The 14,350-nt window shown below is 69.0% G+C and carries 13 protein-coding genes; 8 read left to right on the top strand and 5 right to left on the bottom strand.

Annotation, left to right across the window (positions count from 1 at the left end; translation table 11 throughout):
• Positions 1 to 6 precede the first annotated feature (6 nt).
• The 3 genes from U5N23_RS02280 to U5N23_RS02270 all read right to left on the bottom strand — a co-directional run bounded on the left by U5N23_RS02280 (position 7) and on the right by U5N23_RS02270 (position 3,636).
• Positions 7 to 720 carry a phosphoglycolate phosphatase gene (locus U5N23_RS02280; RefSeq protein ID WP_322591259.1) on the bottom strand — a complete coding sequence of 238 codons (714 nt, stop codon included), beginning with the start codon at positions 718 to 720 and terminating at the stop codon, positions 7 to 9.
• Positions 721 to 796: 76 nt separating this feature from the next.
• Positions 797 to 2,263 carry a hypothetical protein gene (locus tag U5N23_RS02275; protein WP_322591495.1) on the bottom strand — a complete coding sequence of 489 codons (1,467 nt, stop codon included), beginning with the start codon at positions 2,261 to 2,263 and terminating at the stop codon, positions 797 to 799.
• A 53-nt stretch (positions 2,264 to 2,316) separates the two neighbouring features.
• The gene (locus U5N23_RS02270; protein ID WP_322591258.1) at positions 2,317 to 3,636 is read right to left on the bottom strand and encodes an SPFH domain-containing protein; all 1,320 of its coding nucleotides are present in this window, start codon (positions 3,634 to 3,636) and stop codon (positions 2,317 to 2,319) included.
• A 229-nt stretch (positions 3,637 to 3,865) separates the two neighbouring features.
• On the opposite strand from U5N23_RS02270, the gene U5N23_RS02265 reads away from it, so the two are divergent.
• The 3 genes from U5N23_RS02265 to U5N23_RS02255 all read left to right on the top strand — a co-directional run bounded on the left by U5N23_RS02265 (position 3,866) and on the right by U5N23_RS02255 (position 7,281).
• On the top strand, positions 3,866 to 4,591 hold the full coding sequence (locus U5N23_RS02265; RefSeq protein WP_322591257.1) for a response regulator transcription factor: 726 nt from the start codon (positions 3,866 to 3,868) through the stop codon (positions 4,589 to 4,591).
• Entirely contained in the window at positions 4,591 to 6,741 is a 2,151-nt protein-coding gene (locus U5N23_RS02260; RefSeq protein ID WP_322591256.1) for a HAMP domain-containing sensor histidine kinase, read from the top strand. Before U5N23_RS02265 ends, U5N23_RS02260 begins: the two co-directional genes overlap by 1 nt.
• Before the next feature lie 150 nt (positions 6,742 to 6,891).
• Positions 6,892 to 7,281, top strand: a complete 390-nt coding sequence (locus U5N23_RS02255) for a hypothetical protein (protein WP_322591255.1) — start codon at positions 6,892 to 6,894, stop codon at positions 7,279 to 7,281.
• Between the two features lie 22 nt (positions 7,282 to 7,303).
• On the opposite strand, the gene rpe is transcribed toward U5N23_RS02255, so the two are convergent.
• Entirely contained in the window at positions 7,304 to 7,984 is a 681-nt protein-coding gene (gene rpe, locus U5N23_RS02250; protein ID WP_322591254.1) for a ribulose-phosphate 3-epimerase, read from the bottom strand.
• Between the two features lie 29 nt (positions 7,985 to 8,013).
• Here rpe and apaG point away from each other — a divergent pair, with 29 nt between their 5' ends.
• From apaG to U5N23_RS02230, 4 genes are all read left to right on the top strand, one after another.
• Positions 8,014 to 8,421 carry a Co2+/Mg2+ efflux protein ApaG gene (apaG, locus tag U5N23_RS02245; protein ID WP_322591253.1) on the top strand — a complete coding sequence of 136 codons (408 nt, stop codon included), beginning with the start codon at positions 8,014 to 8,016 and terminating at the stop codon, positions 8,419 to 8,421.
• Positions 8,418 to 10,406, top strand: coding sequence for a site-specific recombinase (locus tag U5N23_RS02240; RefSeq protein WP_322591252.1), 1,989 nt, complete (start codon positions 8,418 to 8,420; stop codon positions 10,404 to 10,406). Before apaG ends, U5N23_RS02240 begins: the two co-directional genes overlap by 4 nt.
• Positions 10,407 to 10,735: 329 nt before the next feature.
• On the top strand, positions 10,736 to 11,995 hold the full coding sequence (locus U5N23_RS02235; protein ID WP_322591251.1) for a cation:proton antiporter: 1,260 nt from the start codon (positions 10,736 to 10,738) through the stop codon (positions 11,993 to 11,995).
• A complete protein-coding gene (locus U5N23_RS02230; protein ID WP_322591250.1) occupies positions 11,992 to 13,116 on the top strand; it encodes a YbdK family carboxylate-amine ligase in 1,125 nt (374 codons plus the stop codon). The genes U5N23_RS02235 and U5N23_RS02230 overlap by 4 nt, the downstream gene beginning before the upstream one ends.
• Here the strand turns inward: U5N23_RS02230 and U5N23_RS02225 are convergent.
• Positions 13,073 to 13,273, bottom strand: coding sequence for a hypothetical protein (locus tag U5N23_RS02225; protein WP_322591249.1), 201 nt, complete (start codon positions 13,271 to 13,273; stop codon positions 13,073 to 13,075). The genes U5N23_RS02230 and U5N23_RS02225 overlap by 44 nt on opposite strands.
• 168 nt (positions 13,274 to 13,441) lie before the next feature.
• Between U5N23_RS02225 and U5N23_RS02220 the strand changes: the two genes are divergently transcribed.
• Positions 13,442 to 14,332 carry a LysR family transcriptional regulator gene (locus tag U5N23_RS02220; RefSeq protein ID WP_322591248.1) on the top strand — a complete coding sequence of 297 codons (891 nt, stop codon included), beginning with the start codon at positions 13,442 to 13,444 and terminating at the stop codon, positions 14,330 to 14,332.
• Positions 14,333 to 14,350 lie beyond the last annotated feature (18 nt).

Below are 14,350 nucleotides of genomic sequence, written 5' to 3'. Positions count from 1 at the left end.
CAGGGTTCAGGTTTCGGCCGAGAATTCCCCGAGCGCATCCACGAAGCCATCGGCATCCACGGCCCGCACGGGCTGGCCGTGGTTGTAGCCGTAGGTCACCAGCACCACCGGGCAGCCAGCAGCGCGTGCAGCCTGCGCGTCGTTGCTCGAATCACCGAGCATCAGTGTGCGCGCGGGCGTGCTGCCCAATGCCTCGCAGGTCTTGAGCAGAGGCAGCGGATCGGGCTTCTTGCGCGCGAAGCTGTCACCCCCGAACACCTGCGAGAAATAGCCGTGCAGCCCCTTGGCCTGGAGCAGGGGCACGGCAAAGTCCGTGGGCTTGTTGGTCAGGCAGGCCAAGCGCAGGCCTGCGGCCTGCAGCGCCTGCAGGCCGGCCACCACACCCGGGTACACCTGGGCGTACTGGCCGTTGATGGCCAGGTAGTGCTTCTGGTAGCTGGCCCAGGCCGCAGGGTACAGCGATTCGACCTGCGCCGCATCGACCGACTGGCCCTGCGATGCCAGCACATGGCCCAGCACAGATCGCAGCAGGTGCTCCGAGCCCTTGCCCACCATGTGCTCGATGTGCTCGACCCCAATGGACGGCAGCGCAAGTTCGCGCAGCATGCGGTTGAGCGCCTCGGCAAAGTCCCCGAGCGTGTCCACCATGGTGCCGTCCAGGTCCACGATGGCAGCGTCCACGCGGGACAGCAGGGCGGACAACGGTGGCAATGCGTACATGCGGAGGGCTCCTTGGCGGTCAGATAGAAAAAGCCGGGCAGCGCTGCCCGGCCTTGGCGAGTTTAAGGCTGCCCGCTTACCGCAGACTCAAGGTCTGGCGCTTCCAGGCCGGGTCCTGCCAGCGCTGGAACAACGGCAGTGCGGCCACATCGCCGGTCACGCGCTCGGTGGCCAGGCCTTCGAGGCGCACGATCTCGAAGCTGCGGCGGTAGCGGCCCTGGCCGCGGGCCTCGCGCGCCACCAGCATCTGCTGGCCGCCGGGCACCCAGCCGGCCCATTCGGCCACGCCGGTCTCGGGCGTGGTGGCCGCAGGGGGCAGCACGTCGACCAGCCAGCCCTCGGCCGTCTTGCGCAGTACCCACAGCTCGCGCCAGCCTTCCAGAGGCTGCACGGCCAGGGCCACGGCCGTGCCCTCGCGGTTCACACTGGCCGAAGCGGCCCAGACCACGCCGTAGGTGCAGCGGCGCAGCAGCGGCGCCTTCACCCCCTTCTGGGCATCGACCAGCAGCACGCAGGTCTCGCCAGGCGCACCGGGCTCGGTCAGGATGCCCGGGCGGTTGCCCTGGGCGGCGGGCAGGCTGGAGGGAACCAGGGCCCAGCGCACGGCGCCCACGCGCATGGCGGCGTCGTTGTAGGCCGGCTGGTCTTCGTCGGGCAGCTCGTTCTTGCTGACGCCAGACAATTCGGCCAGGGCACGGGCCGCAGCGGCGGACACCGGGGCACCCGCGGCATCCTTGCGCGCCTGCTGGAAGGCCAGGGCACTCCACACGCTGGCGCGGCGCATCTGGATGCGGTTGCGCACATAGGACGGCAGGCCCGCCACGTCCACGCGCTCAAGCACCTGCGACTGCCATTCCTGCACACGGGCACGCTCATGCGCCGGCAGGTCGGGGTTCACGCACTCGGGCCGCGTCAGCGCCAGGGCGGCGCGGGCGCGCTGCCCGGCATCGGCCACGGGCATGGCCAGCACGCGGCGAAAGGCCTCGCCGTCGTAGCAGACCTGCATGCGGCCTTCGACCTCGTAGGTGGTGAAGCGCACGCCGTAGCCGTTGGCCACGTCCAGGTGGGCCGACAGCGTAGCACCCGAGGTCTTGCCCGGCACAGCGGCCGAGGCGCGGCGCGCGAGCCGGTCGGCCAGCGTGCCCAGCGCATCGAAGGCCTGGGCACCCTGCTCGCCCGCCAGCGCACTGGCCGGCGCGGCCTGCAGGTAGGCCGCGGTGATGCCGATGCCCAATGCTTCGGCGCCCGGGGTGTCGCGCACGAAGCGCAGCACCGACAGCAGCGCCGGGCCTTCGGCTTCATCGAGCGCCACGCGGCGCACGTCGCTGGTGCGGATGAAACCGCCGCGCTCGCGCTTGTGGTCCCAGACCTGCAGGTAATCGAGGCGCTCGCCGCGCACTTCGAGCACCTCGCCCTGCCATAGGGCGGACTGCTGCTGGGCCGAATCGCGCGGCGCGGCGCGCAGGCTGGCCTGGTCCTGCACGACGATGGCGCCGCCCAGGGCGCTGGCGGGCGCAGGAGGCACGGCGGCGGTGGCGACCATGGTCGCGGCGCAGGCGATGGCCGCGACGAGCGTCAGGGTGGTGCGGTCCATGTTCATTGCTCCATGGCTTGGGTCGTGGAGACGTCATCGGCAGCGGCCTGCGCGGCCACGGCCTGGACATTGCGGTTGCCGCCCAGCAGCGCGGCACCGATGAAGTCGCCGTTGGTCGGAGGGGGCGCGATGATGACCTGGATCTTGTCGGACAGCTTGTCGGCCAGCGTCTTCTGGATCAGCAGCGGGTGGCGCGTGACCAGCGCGCCTTCGCGCGCCATCTGCTCGGCGTTGACCTTGCCGATGCGGTCCATGCGGTAGGCCTCGGCCTCGGCCAGCTTCTGGCGCGCATCGGCCTCGCCGTTGGCTTCGATGCGCCGGGCCTGGGCGTTGCCTTCGGCGGCCTTGATGCGCGAGACCTTCTCGGCTTCGGCTTCGAGCTGGCGCTGCTCGATCTGGCGCTGCTTGAAGGGCAGCACGTGCTTCATGGCTTCTTCCTGGGCACGGGCGGCGATCACCTGTTCGCGGGCGGCGGCTTCGGCGGCCACTTCGCGGCGCACCTTGTCGGCGCTGGCGTCGAGTTCGGTTTCCTTCACGCGCTTGTCCTTGAGCTCCAGCGTGTAGCGCATCTTCTCGGAGGCCAGTTCCTCGGCCAGCAGGCTGTCCATGCCGCGGCGGTACTCGGCGGGCAGGTCCACCTTGCCGATCTGCACATGGCGCAGCAGCACGCCATCGGCGGCCAGGCGGGTGCGCAGCTCGGTCTCGATGATCTGCTGGATCTCGGCGCGCTTGGAGGAGAAGATCTCGCGCACCGTGTAGCGGGCGAACACCTTGTAGATCAGGCCCTGCACGGCAGGCTCGACGATCTCGGCGCCAATGTGGTCGGGCAGGTTACCCGAGCGCGCGGCCATGGCGGCCGGGTCCAGCGCGTAGCGCACGCTCAGGTCCAGGCCGAAGGACAGGCCCTCGACCGACTGCAGCGGCGCGCCGCCCGTGGCCTGGCGCATCTGCTCGGGGCGGTAGGTCTGGTCGCGCAGGGTGAACACGCGCACGCTGTGCAGGCCGGGCAGCACCCAGACGCTGCCATCGCGCCACTGGCTGACCGCGCCGGTGAACTGGTTCACGCGCACACCGAGCTGGCCCTGGTCCAGGTACTGCACCGGGGGGTTGCGGTACACCATGGCGCCCGCAGCCACCACGGCCGTGCCGGCCACCAGCCAGCCCAGGGCACGGGGCGATGGCAGGGCCAGAGGGCGGGTGGCAGCGAGAGGGGCGCTCGCAGCGATCTCGTCCTCCACGCCGTCCAGGGTGGGTTCCACGGCAGGCGCGGCGGCAGGGGTGCGGCGCAGGGCACGGGTGATGCGGTTCCAGGTGGCTTTCATGGTGTCTTCCCTCGTTGATTCGGTGCGGTGGGTGGTGTCTCTGCGGCGCTGGATTTCCGTGCTGCATTGGTGTCCCATTCTTCGCATTCCCCCCGGAAGCAACAATGCGGCGCACCCACCAAAGCGCTCACGCCCGCAGTGCAAACGCTCCGTCCACGGAAGAAAAACTCACACCGCTGCCGGCGGGCGGCCGGGATAATCCCTGCACCACCACTCGCAGAACAGCCCCATGACCCGCATTGCCGTGATCGAAGACGACCTGCCCACCAGCAACCAGCTGGCCGGCTGGATCCGCAGTGCGCGCAGCGGCATCGTGGTCGACCAGTGGTTCACCCGTGACGAAGCCGAGGCCGCCCTGGCGAGCGAGCACTACGACGCGGTGGTGCTGGACATCGAGCTCGGCCGCGAGCGCCATGCGGGCGTGGCGCTCATCAACGCCATCAACAAGCTGCGCCAGGGCACGCCGGTGCTGGTGGTATCGGCCATGCCGGCGGCCATCTACCGCAGCATCATGAAGGCGCTGGACGCCTGGGACTACCTGCAGAAGACGACCTTCGAGGAGGCCGATTTCATCGAGACGTTTCTCGACATCCTGCGCACCACGCAGGTGGCCGCGCCAGCCGCTGTCGCGGCGGTCGCGCCCGGCGATGCGCTGGTGCTCGACCCGCTGTGGCAGCGCACCCCCACCTGGCGCGGCGAGCGCATCAACCTGCCGCTCACGGCGCAGCGCATCCTGGCCACCTTGCACCAGCGCAGCGGCGAGGTGGTGTCGTACGACGAGCTGTTCGAGGTGGTCAAGAGCGGGCGCAACCGCGACAACGTGCGCAAGCATGTGAGCACCATCCGCGAGGCCCTGCGCGAGGTGGACCCTGCGTTCGAGGGCATCGAGAACGTGCCCATGCGCGGTTTCCGTTGGGTCGGCTCGCCGCTGGCACAAGGCCGGCTGAAGACGTGATGATCAAGCGCCTGCTGCGCCCCGGCCTGGAGATGCCCCGGCTCGAAATGCCGCGGCTGGGGCTGCCGGCCTTTCGTCTGCGCATCCTGGTGCGCAGCGTGTTCATCCTGCTGGCGGTGGCCACCGTGGCGCTCAGCGTGGTGCTGCTGCGCGAGGAGAAGGAGCGCGCCTGGCAGAGCTACCAGCATGGCTTTCAGCGCAGCCAGGCGGAGGTGATGGCGCGGCTGCGCCACCCCGCAGGGCAGCTCGCGCTGCTCAACGCCGGCAGCCTGGGCCAGGGAGCCACACCGCTGACGCCCCTGCTGCTGCCCTACTCGGCCATCGACTTCGACGACCAGAACAAGGCCCAGCAGGCGGTGGAGATGGCCGGCTGCTCGGTGCAGTACCCCGACGGCGCCTCGGTCTGCGCGGCCATCGGCAACAACCCGTATGCGGGCGGCTTCATCTACATCGTGGGCAGCTTCTATGCCGGCGAGCTGGCGGCGCGCGAGCGCGGTGCGCTGGACCTGGCAGCCGTGCACCGCGCGCGCGTGACGCTGGACATGCGCGGCACCACCAGCCGCTGGGTGGCACCGTTCGAGGCCATGGCGCCAGCCAGCGGCACGGCGGTCGGCACCATCCCCGGAACGCGTGGCCGGCTCACGGGCTTCGTGGACAACGGCAGCGAGGCGCTCGATATCCGCGCACGCCCGGTGCGCGATTTCCGCGGCTGGCTGTGGCAGAACGGCCAGTGCCGCGACCTGGCCGGTGCGACCCCTGACTGCCTGCGCCGCAGCTTCTATTCCATCCGCCTGCCGGTGGAGCTGTTCCGCGAGGCGCTGTTTCGCAAGGAGCAGCGCCTGGTGTGGCCGCCCGAGGACCTGGGCAGCATGCGCGTGCGCGTGGAGATGCTCGCGCCCGGCGAGGGCCCGGCGCTGTTCGACAGCAACGCCCCCGGCGCCCAGCCCGGCGCCTCGCTGACCGAAGTCACGCGCAGCCTGCTGCCCGGCGAGAAGGTGCAGGTGCGCAAGATGGGTGACGGCGAGGAAAGCACCCTCACCCTCAAGGGCTCGGAGGCACAGGCCGAGCCCTCCGCGCCCTGGCTGATCCGCCTGGTGAGCTGGCTGCCGCTGGACGCACCCGATGCGCGCGCCACGCCGGCGGGCCTGGACATCCTCGATACGCCCACGGGCAACTACGTGGTCAGTTTTACCGGCAACCTGCGCGGGCTGGAGCACGGGCTGGCGGCGGTGGCCACGCGCATGTCCTGGTACCTCGGGGCCATGCTCACCGCGATCGCGCTGGCCTGGCTGGTCGTGGAGGTGGGGCTGCTGCGCCGCGTGACCGCCCTCACCCGGCGCGCGGCCGCCGTGTCCTATAACGTGCAGGACGGGCACATCGGCCCGCGCCTCGGTGACCTCGACGTCTCGGACCTGCGCGGCTCGGACGAACTGGGCATTCTCGCGGGCGGCCTGGCCGACCTGCTGCAGCGCGTGAAGGACGACATCCAGCGCCAGCAACTGCGCGCCCAGCAGGAGCGCGACATGTGGCACGCCGTGGGGCACGAGATCATGTCGCCGCTGCAGTCGCTGATGGTGCTGCATGGTGGGCCGGGCGACCCTGGCCACCGCTATGTGCAGCGCATGCAGCAGGCAGTGCATGTGCTTTATGGCACGGCATCGCCGGCAGAGGCGCTGCAGGCGGCCGACGTGCCGCAGGGGCGGCTCGACCTCGATGCCTTTTTGCGCCATGTGGCGGACAACGCGCATTTCGCGGGCATCGTGGACGTGGTGTACCCAGGAGGCGCAGGCGCCGTCATCGTGCGCGCCGACGAATTTGCGCTGGAGGACGTGGTCACGCACATCCTGCGCAATGCCGACCGCTACCGTCCTGCGGGCACGGCCATCACGCTCACCCTCACGGCCTCGGAATCCACCGCCAGTGCCACGCTGCACAACGTGGGGGCCACGATTGCCGACGGGCTGCTGGGCCGCATCTTCGAACTCGGGGTGTCCGACCCCAGCCTGCCCACCCCCGTGGGCGAAGGGGAACACCGGGGCCAGGGCCTGTTCGTGGCCAAGACCTACATGGCCAAGATGGGCGGTACGATCAATGCGCGCAATACGGCCGACGGAGTGGCCTTCACGCTGACGTTCCAGCGGCTGGGTTGAACAGAAGGCAGCAGGAAGAAGGCGCCACGGCGCACGGCCGGGGTCGGCGCTGTCCGACAGGGTTCAAGGGGATGCAGGGCTACGCTGCATCCATCCTTTTGCAACTCGATTGCACCCCTGAAATTTGCGCCTGGCGCAAGGAGCCCTCCCATGAAACGCATTGCTTTTTTCGCCCCGGTCCTCACTGCTGCCCTGTTGGCAGTTTCTGGCGCCGCGTCGGCCCAGTCGCCATCTTCTGAAGCCACCGCCCGCTACGAGCAGGAACGCCAGAAGTGCATGACCAACAACACCCAGGACAGCATGGCCACCTGCATGCGCGAAGCGACCAACGCGCTGGATGCATCGCGCAAAGGCCAACTGAGCGACCCCGGCCCGATCGCTGCGGCCAACGGCACCGACCGCTGCAATGCCTTCCAGAGCGCGCAGGAGCGTTCAGAGTGCGTACGCCGCGTCGAGAGCAGTGCCGTGAGCGGCTCGGTGTCTGGTGGCGGCGTGCTGCGCGAATCGACCACCACCACGATCATCGTCCCGGCAAAGTAAGCGAAAGTCGCCTGCGGCGGGCTCAGCCCAGTTGCATGCGCATGGCGTCGATGACGCCCTTGTAGTCCGGCTTGCCGAAGATGGCGCTGCCGGCCACGAAGGTATCGGCACCCGCATCCGCCACCCGGCGGATGTTGTCCGTCTTGATGCCGCCATCGACTTCCAGGCGGATGTCCTTGCCACTGGCATCGATGCGGCGGCGCACGTCCTCGATCTTGCGCAGGGCCGAATCGATGAAGCTCTGGCCGCCAAAGCCGGGGTTCACGCTCATGATCAGGATGAGGTCGATGTCGTCGATCACCCAGTCCAGCACATCGAGCGGGGAGGCCGGGTTGAACACCAGGCCGGGCTTGACGCCCTTGGAACGGATGGCCTGGATGCTGCGGTGCACATGGCCCGAGGCATCGGGGTGAAAGCTGATGTAGTCCGCACCGGCATCGGCAAACGCGGCTGCCAGGGCGTCCACGGGCTGAATCATCAGGTGCACATCCACCGGAATGGCGGCGCCATCGGCCGTCTTGGCATGCGGCTTGAGCGCCTGGCACACCATGGGGCCGAAAGTGAGGTTGGGCACGTAATGGTTGTCCATCACGTCGAAGTGGATCCAGTCCGCTCCGGCGGCAATGACATTGCGCACTTCTTCGCCCAGGCGGGCAAAATCGGCGGAGAGGATCGAGGGGGCGATGCGAAAAGGTCGGCTCATGCACCGATTGTCGCAGTTACCATTCGCCCATGCCAAAGTACCAGTTCGACGTGCAAGTGCAGCCCGAGTACCTGCCGGAGCAGTCCGCTCCGGAGACAGGGGTGTTCAGCTTCGCCTATACGATCACCATCACCAATGCCGGGGACACGCCCGCGCAGCTGATCTCGCGCCACTGGATCATCAGCGACTCGCGCGGCCATACCGAGGAGGTCAAGGGCCTGGGCGTGGTGGGCCACCAGCCACTGCTCAAACCCGGAGAGTCCTTTCAGTACACCAGCGGTTGCCGCCTGCGCACGGCCAGCGGCACCATGCACGGCATCTTCCACTGCGTGGGCGAGGAAGGCGAGCCCTTCGATGCCAAGGTGGCGCTGTTCATGCTGGAGGCGATCAACCAGGGCCCCTCGGGCCAGCCCCTGACCGGCCGGGTGCTGCATTGAGCCGCAGTGTCGATCTGGCCAGCATCCTGGCGCAGTTGGACCCGGCCGCCGACCTGGCGCACCGCCATCTGTGGCTGATCGGCCTGCTCGACTGGGTGCGCGGCAAGCGCGACTCGGTGCCCGGCGCCATCGGCCGCCTGCAGCTGTTCCTGGATGCAGTGGAAGCCCGCCCCGAGGCGCAGGCCAAACTCCAGGCCTGGTGGGCGATGCTGGTGGACACGGTGGACATCACCACCTTGCTGGCCGACTTTGGCTTCGCGCCGCGCACGGCCCTGGCCAGCGAGGTGGCCGAGCGCCTGCGCAACAAGCTGCTGCCGGCAAGCCCCGAGACCATCGATGCCTCGGAGCTGTTCATGCTGGCCCTGCCCGGCGGGTTCGACGCCCAGTGGGTGGCCGCGCTGGAAGAAGCCCAGCTCGCCCGCCTGGTGCACCTGCTCGCGCCCACGGACACGGGTGGCGCATCGCGCTGGCAGAAGGCCCTGCTCGATGCCATCACCTACTGCGCCGGGCAGATCCTCTCGACCGGCTTTGCGCCCGAGCTGCGCCTGCGCATGAGCGAGGTGGCGCGCGAATCCCAGCCCTTCCATGCCCTGATCCACGATGTGGAGAGCCTGCGCGTGGAGGTGCTGCATGGCCTGCGCACGCCCGAGCGGCTTGACGCTGCGGTGCAGCGCCTGCGCGAACGGCTGGAGGCCTGCCGCGCAGCCGCCGCCACCGTGTACACGCATTTCGAGGAGAACGGCATCTCGGTCGGCCTGGTGTTCCGCCTGCGCCAGTTGCGCGAGCGCATCCTGCGCGTGCGCCAGTTGCTCGACTGCCTGCTGTCGCCCCAGCCGGCGCTGACGGCGGCCAAACTCATGGCCAACCTGGTGCTGGTGGGGCAGGAGCGGCGCAGCCTGCGCGCGCTGTTTGCCTCCAACTCCTCGCTGCTGGCGGCCAAGGTGGCCGAGCGCAGCGCCGAGACCGGCGAGCACTACATCACCCGCACGGGCGCCGAGTACCGCTCCATGGTGAAAAAGGCGGCCGGAGGCGGGGCCCTGATGGCCTTCACCACGCTGGCCAAGTTCGGCCTGTATGCGCTGGCGCTGTCGGCCTTCTGGGGCGGCTTCTGGGCTGGGGTGAACTATGCCACCACCTTCGTGCTGATCCAGCTGCTGCACCTCACGGTGGCCACCAAGCAGCCGGCCATGACGGCACCGGCCATGGCCGCCAAACTCAAGGAGCTCGGGGCCAGCGATGCCATCGAGTCCTTCGTTGACGAGATCACCCACCTGGTGCGCTCGCAGGTGGCGGCCGTGCTGGGCAATGTGCTCGTGGTCTTCCCGGCCGTGCTCGCGCTGGCCTTGCTGATCACCCAGACCACCGGCGCGCCGGCCATCACGGAAAAGCAGGCCGAGCATGTGTTCGAGTCGCTGCACCTGCTCGGGCCCTCGCTGTTTTTCGCGGCCTTCACCGGGGTGCTGCTGTTCCTGTCGAGCATCATCGCGGGGTGGACGGAGAACTGGTTCGTGCTGCACCGCCTGGACTCGGCCATGCACTACAACCCGCGCATCACCCGGTTTCTGGGACAGGCGCGCGCGGCCCGATGGGCGCGTTTCCTGCGCGAAAACCTCTCGGGCTTCGCGGCCAACATATCGCTCGGCTTCATGCTCGGCCTGGTGCCGGCCATCGCGGGCTTCTTCGGCCTGGGCCTGGACGTGCGCCACGTGACGCTTTCCACCGGCCAGATCGGCGCTGCCTGCGCGGCCCTGGGCATGGCCGTGCTGCACATGCAGGCCTTCTGGTGGGCCGTGGCGGCCATTCCTCTGATTGGCGCGCTCAATGTCACGGTGAGCTTCTACCTGGCCTTCAGCCTGGCGCTGCGCGCTCAGAGCGTGAGCGGCGTGGACCGCTCGCGCATCTACGCCGCCATTCGCCGGCGCCTGGGCTCGGCCCCTTTGAGCTTCTTCGCGCCGGGGCGCGGGCGCACTGCCACCGTACATTGAAGCATTTCGCAACAGATTACTCACAGATCCTTACAAACCTCGAAACTGTCCTACAAGAAGCATGCAGGGAGACCGTTAAATTAGGCCCACCCCTGCAGAACTCGGCCGTTGCGCAAAACCGAAGCGGTTCCTGAGGTCTCTGCGGGGTACGTTAAGGTATCGGAGCGCCAGCCACTGTCGGCTGGGCCATGGCTGTGCGCCATGCCGAGCCGTGCCGATGTGATCTGGCCGGTACTGCCCGGCACGGGCCACCGCACCGGTGGTGCCGTGCTGCCGAAGAATCAACCTGCGGGCGCCTGCTGTGCCCGCGCCATGCAGAGGTCACCTACATGAATGAAATCCTGAGCTTCTGGGCGCAGTGGCTGCGCCCCTCGGCCGGGCTCCCCACGGTGCAATGGTCCCTGCTGCTGGCCGTGGCCGCCATGGCCGGTTACCTGTGCCAGCGCCATACGGGCCTGCCCAAGGTGGTGGGCTATTCGCTGGTGGGCACGGCAGCGGGCCTGGCCGGCTTCAGCGGTGCCCTGTGGCCGCTACAGGGCATCGGCCTGTTCCTGCTGGAGCTGGGCATTGCCCTGGTGCTGTTCGAATGCGGCGGGCGCATCCCGCTGCGCTGGTTCCGCCACAACCCCATGGTGCTGGTACAGAGCATTGCCGAATCCGCGCTGACCTACTTCGCCGTGTACTGGGTGCTGGTCTGGTTCGACCAGCCCACGCAGGTGGCCGGCCCCCTGGCCCTGGTGGCGCTGGCCGCCTCGCCCGCCGTGCTGACGCGCGTGGTGGCCGACACCCGCGCCGCCGGCCCGGTGACCGAGCGCGCCATCGTGCTGGCCACCCTGTCCACGCTGTACGCGCTGACCCTGGGCAGTGCCCGGGCCGAGCAGATCAACCGCCAGAGCCTGACGCTCATCGACACCATGTACCCGGTGGTGGTGGTGCTGGGCGTCTCGGTGGTGGTGGCGGCCGCATTGGCGCTGGTGATGCGCTCGGCGCTGCGCTTCATGAGCCCCACGAGCGAGAACACCTCGATGCTGCTGTTGGCACTGATCGCTGCGGGCACGGCCGTGGCGGCGCACATGGGCGGCTCGGCCCCGCTGGCTGCGCTGCTGGGCGGCATCTTGCTCAAGCAGCTCAACCCGCGCCCCTGGGCCTGGCCACGCCAGTTGGGCAATGCGTCATCGCTCTTGACCATGCTGATGTTCGTGCTGGTCTCCACCGTGGCGGCACAGGCCGACTGGAGTGGCCCCGTGGCCGGCGTGGTGCTGGCCCTGATCGCCGTGCGCCTGGTGGCCAAGGTGCTGGGCGTGGCGCTGGGCAATGTGGGCAGCGGCGCGAGCTGGCGCCAGGCCCTGTGGGTCGGCGGCGCGATGACGCCCATGTCGTCCATCGCGCTGCTGATCGCCTCGCAGTTCGTCGTGGCTTCGCCCTCCACCGGCCACCTGATCGCCCGCGTGGCCCTGCCCGCCATCCTGCTGATGGAGGTACTGGGCGCGGTGATCGCCACCATCGCCATCTACCGCGCTGGCGAGAGTTCAAAACCCTGGGCGCCGCTGTCGAACGCCGCCGCCAGCAGCAACGGAGACAACGCGTGAGCCTTGAAGCCTTCAACCATTCCGAACCGCTGACGCTGGGCGTCGAGCTCGAGCTGCAGCTCGTCAACACCAACGACTACGACCTCGCGCCCTATGCCGAGGACATGCTGCGCCTCATGCACAAGACACCGCTGCCCGGCAGCGTGGTGCCCGAGATGACGAACAGCATGATCGAGATCTCCACCGACATCTGTCATTCGGCCAGCGAAGTGCTGGGCCAGCTCACGCCGATCCGCGATGCCCTGGTCAAGAGCGCCGACAAGCTCAACATCGCCGTGGTGGGCGGCGGCACGCACCCCTTTCAGCAGTGGCACGAGCGGCGCATCTACGACAAGCCGCGCTTTCGCGAGCTGTCGGAGCTGTACGGCTATTTGTCCAAGCAGTTCACCATCTTCGGCCAGCACGTGCACATCGGCTGTCCCGATGCCAATGCCGCGCTGCTCATGCTGCACCGCATGTCGCGCTACATCCCGCACTTCATCGCGCTGTCGGCGTCGAGCCCGTACGTGCAGGGCCAGGATACGGCCTTCGACTCGGCACGCCTGAATTCGGTGTTCGCCTTCCCGCTGTCGGGCCGCGCACCGTTCGCGCTGACCTGGGAAGACTTCACGGCCTACTTCGACAAGATGACGCGCACCGGCGTGGTCAAGAGCATGAAGGACTTCTACTGGGACATCCGCCCCAAGCCCGAGTTCGGCACCATCGAGATCCGCGTCTTCGACACGCCGCTGACCATCGAGCGCGCCGCCGCGCTGGCGGGCTACGTGCAGTCGCTCGGGGCCTGGTTCCTCGCGGACCAGCCCTTCATGCCCGAGGAGGACGACTACCTGGTCTACACCTACAACCGCTTCCAGGCCTGCCGCTTCGGCATGGACGCGGTCTACGTGGACCCGTCCACCGGCGACCACATGCCACTGCGCGAGCACATCATGATGACCATGGACAAGATCGCCAGCCACGCGGCCATGCAGGGCGCGGCCAACGCCATGCACATGCTGCGCACCGAGACCGAAGCCGGCCAGAACGACGCCCGCTGGCTGCGCGAGCGCCAGCGCGAAGAGCAGTTGCTGGCCGAGGTCAGCCGCCAGGCGGCACAGCGCTTTCGCGGCGCTCGCCTCTGAGCTTCGCCTGAAGGCGCAGCCCGGTCCACGCGGTCAGGCGGTACAGCAGGCTGGGCGTCCTCCACAGCGCCTCGTTGCGCAAGCGGTTCGCCCGCCTTACGGCGGCGTCCTTCAGGCGCTGGTAGCTGGCCGGGTCCAGGTCGTCGTGCGGGCTCATGGGTCACATCCTTCGGGGGGCAGCAGGGGATGCAATGACTGTAGGCAGAGGGGCGGTCGTCGGAAACCCCAGCCGCTGCAACGGCGCTTTGCACTGACTGCAAAGGCCGCTCCACCCCGGCAAAAGGCCCGCTACCATTGGCCGATGCGCGATATCCGCTTTGAAGACATGCACCTCTTCGTCCGCGTGGCGGACCTGGGCTCACTCTCGGCCGTGGCGCGCGAGCGCGACGTGCCCGTGAGCCAGGTCTCGCGCACGCTGGCGCGCATCGAGAAGGCCTGCCATGCGCGGCTGATCCACCGCTCGACGCATGGCCTCACCCCCACGGCCGAGGGGCTGACCTTCCTCGAATACTGCCGGCGCCTGACCAGCACCCTGGACGAGCTTGAGGGCGAATTCGCCAACCACCAGAGCGGCCAGGCCAGCGGCTCGGTGCGCGTGGCGGCCAGCTCGGTCATCGCCGAGCACCTGCTGATCCCCAGCTTCGACAGCCTGCAGCAGGCACACCCGCTGCTGCGCGTGGAGCTGGTGGTGGACGACCGCATGGCCGACATGGCGCGCGACGGCATCGACATCGCCATCCGCACCGGCCCGCCCACCAGCGACACCGTGGTAGCGCGCCCGCTGGGCACCCTGGTGCGCCGGCTCTATGCCACGCCGGCCTACCTGCAGGCCCACGGCGCGCCGCAGCACCCGGACGAGCTGCACCGCCACCGGCTCATCACCAACAGCGCGATGGCCCAGCTCAACCGCTGGCCCTTCATCGTCGACGGCGAGCCCCGCGTCGTCGTCGCCGACGGGCATTGGCGCTCCGGCAGCACCGGCATCACGGCGCGCCTGGCACTGCAGGGGCTGGGCATTGCGCGGCTGGCCACGCTGGTGGCCGAGCCGCTGGTGCAGCAGGGCGTGCTGGCCCCCGTGCTGAGCGAGTGGGTGGACGAGCAGCCCTCGCCGATCCACGCCATCACGCTCACGCGCAGGCACCGCCTGCCCAAGATCAAGGCCTGCATCGACCACTGGGCCCAGTGGTTCGGCAGCGGCGTCAGCGCCCTGGGCTGAAGCAACCCGGGCGCGCCT

Source organism: Acidovorax sp. (genome assembly GCF_034519795.1).
Classification (GTDB): domain Bacteria; phylum Pseudomonadota; class Gammaproteobacteria; order Burkholderiales; family Burkholderiaceae_C; genus Acidovorax.
Note: the sequence above shows the minus strand (reverse complement) of the source record. Positions and strands in the feature narration are given on the sequence as shown.

Coding starts and splice junctions, on each gene's coding strand:
- U5N23_RS02280 (WP_322591259.1), bottom strand. CDS start 720: ATGTACGCATTGCCACCGTTGTCCGCCCTGCTGTCCCGCGTGGACGCT.
- U5N23_RS02275 (WP_322591495.1), bottom strand. CDS start 2,263: ATGGTCGCCACCGCCGCCGTGCCTCCTGCGCCCGCCAGCGCCCTGGGC.
- U5N23_RS02270 (WP_322591258.1), bottom strand. CDS start 3,636: ATGAAAGCCACCTGGAACCGCATCACCCGTGCCCTGCGCCGCACCCCT.
- U5N23_RS02265 (WP_322591257.1), top strand. CDS start 3,866: ATGACCCGCATTGCCGTGATCGAAGACGACCTGCCCACCAGCAACCAG.
- U5N23_RS02260 (WP_322591256.1), top strand. CDS start 4,591: ATGATCAAGCGCCTGCTGCGCCCCGGCCTGGAGATGCCCCGGCTCGAA.
- U5N23_RS02255 (WP_322591255.1), top strand. CDS start 6,892: ATGAAACGCATTGCTTTTTTCGCCCCGGTCCTCACTGCTGCCCTGTTG.
- rpe (WP_322591254.1), bottom strand. CDS start 7,984: ATGAGCCGACCTTTTCGCATCGCCCCCTCGATCCTCTCCGCCGATTTT.
- apaG (WP_322591253.1), top strand. CDS start 8,014: ATGCCAAAGTACCAGTTCGACGTGCAAGTGCAGCCCGAGTACCTGCCG.
- U5N23_RS02235 (WP_322591251.1), top strand. CDS start 10,736: ATGAATGAAATCCTGAGCTTCTGGGCGCAGTGGCTGCGCCCCTCGGCC.
- U5N23_RS02225 (WP_322591249.1), bottom strand. CDS start 13,273: ATGAGCCCGCACGACGACCTGGACCCGGCCAGCTACCAGCGCCTGAAG.
- U5N23_RS02220 (WP_322591248.1), top strand. CDS start 13,442: ATGCACCTCTTCGTCCGCGTGGCGGACCTGGGCTCACTCTCGGCCGTG.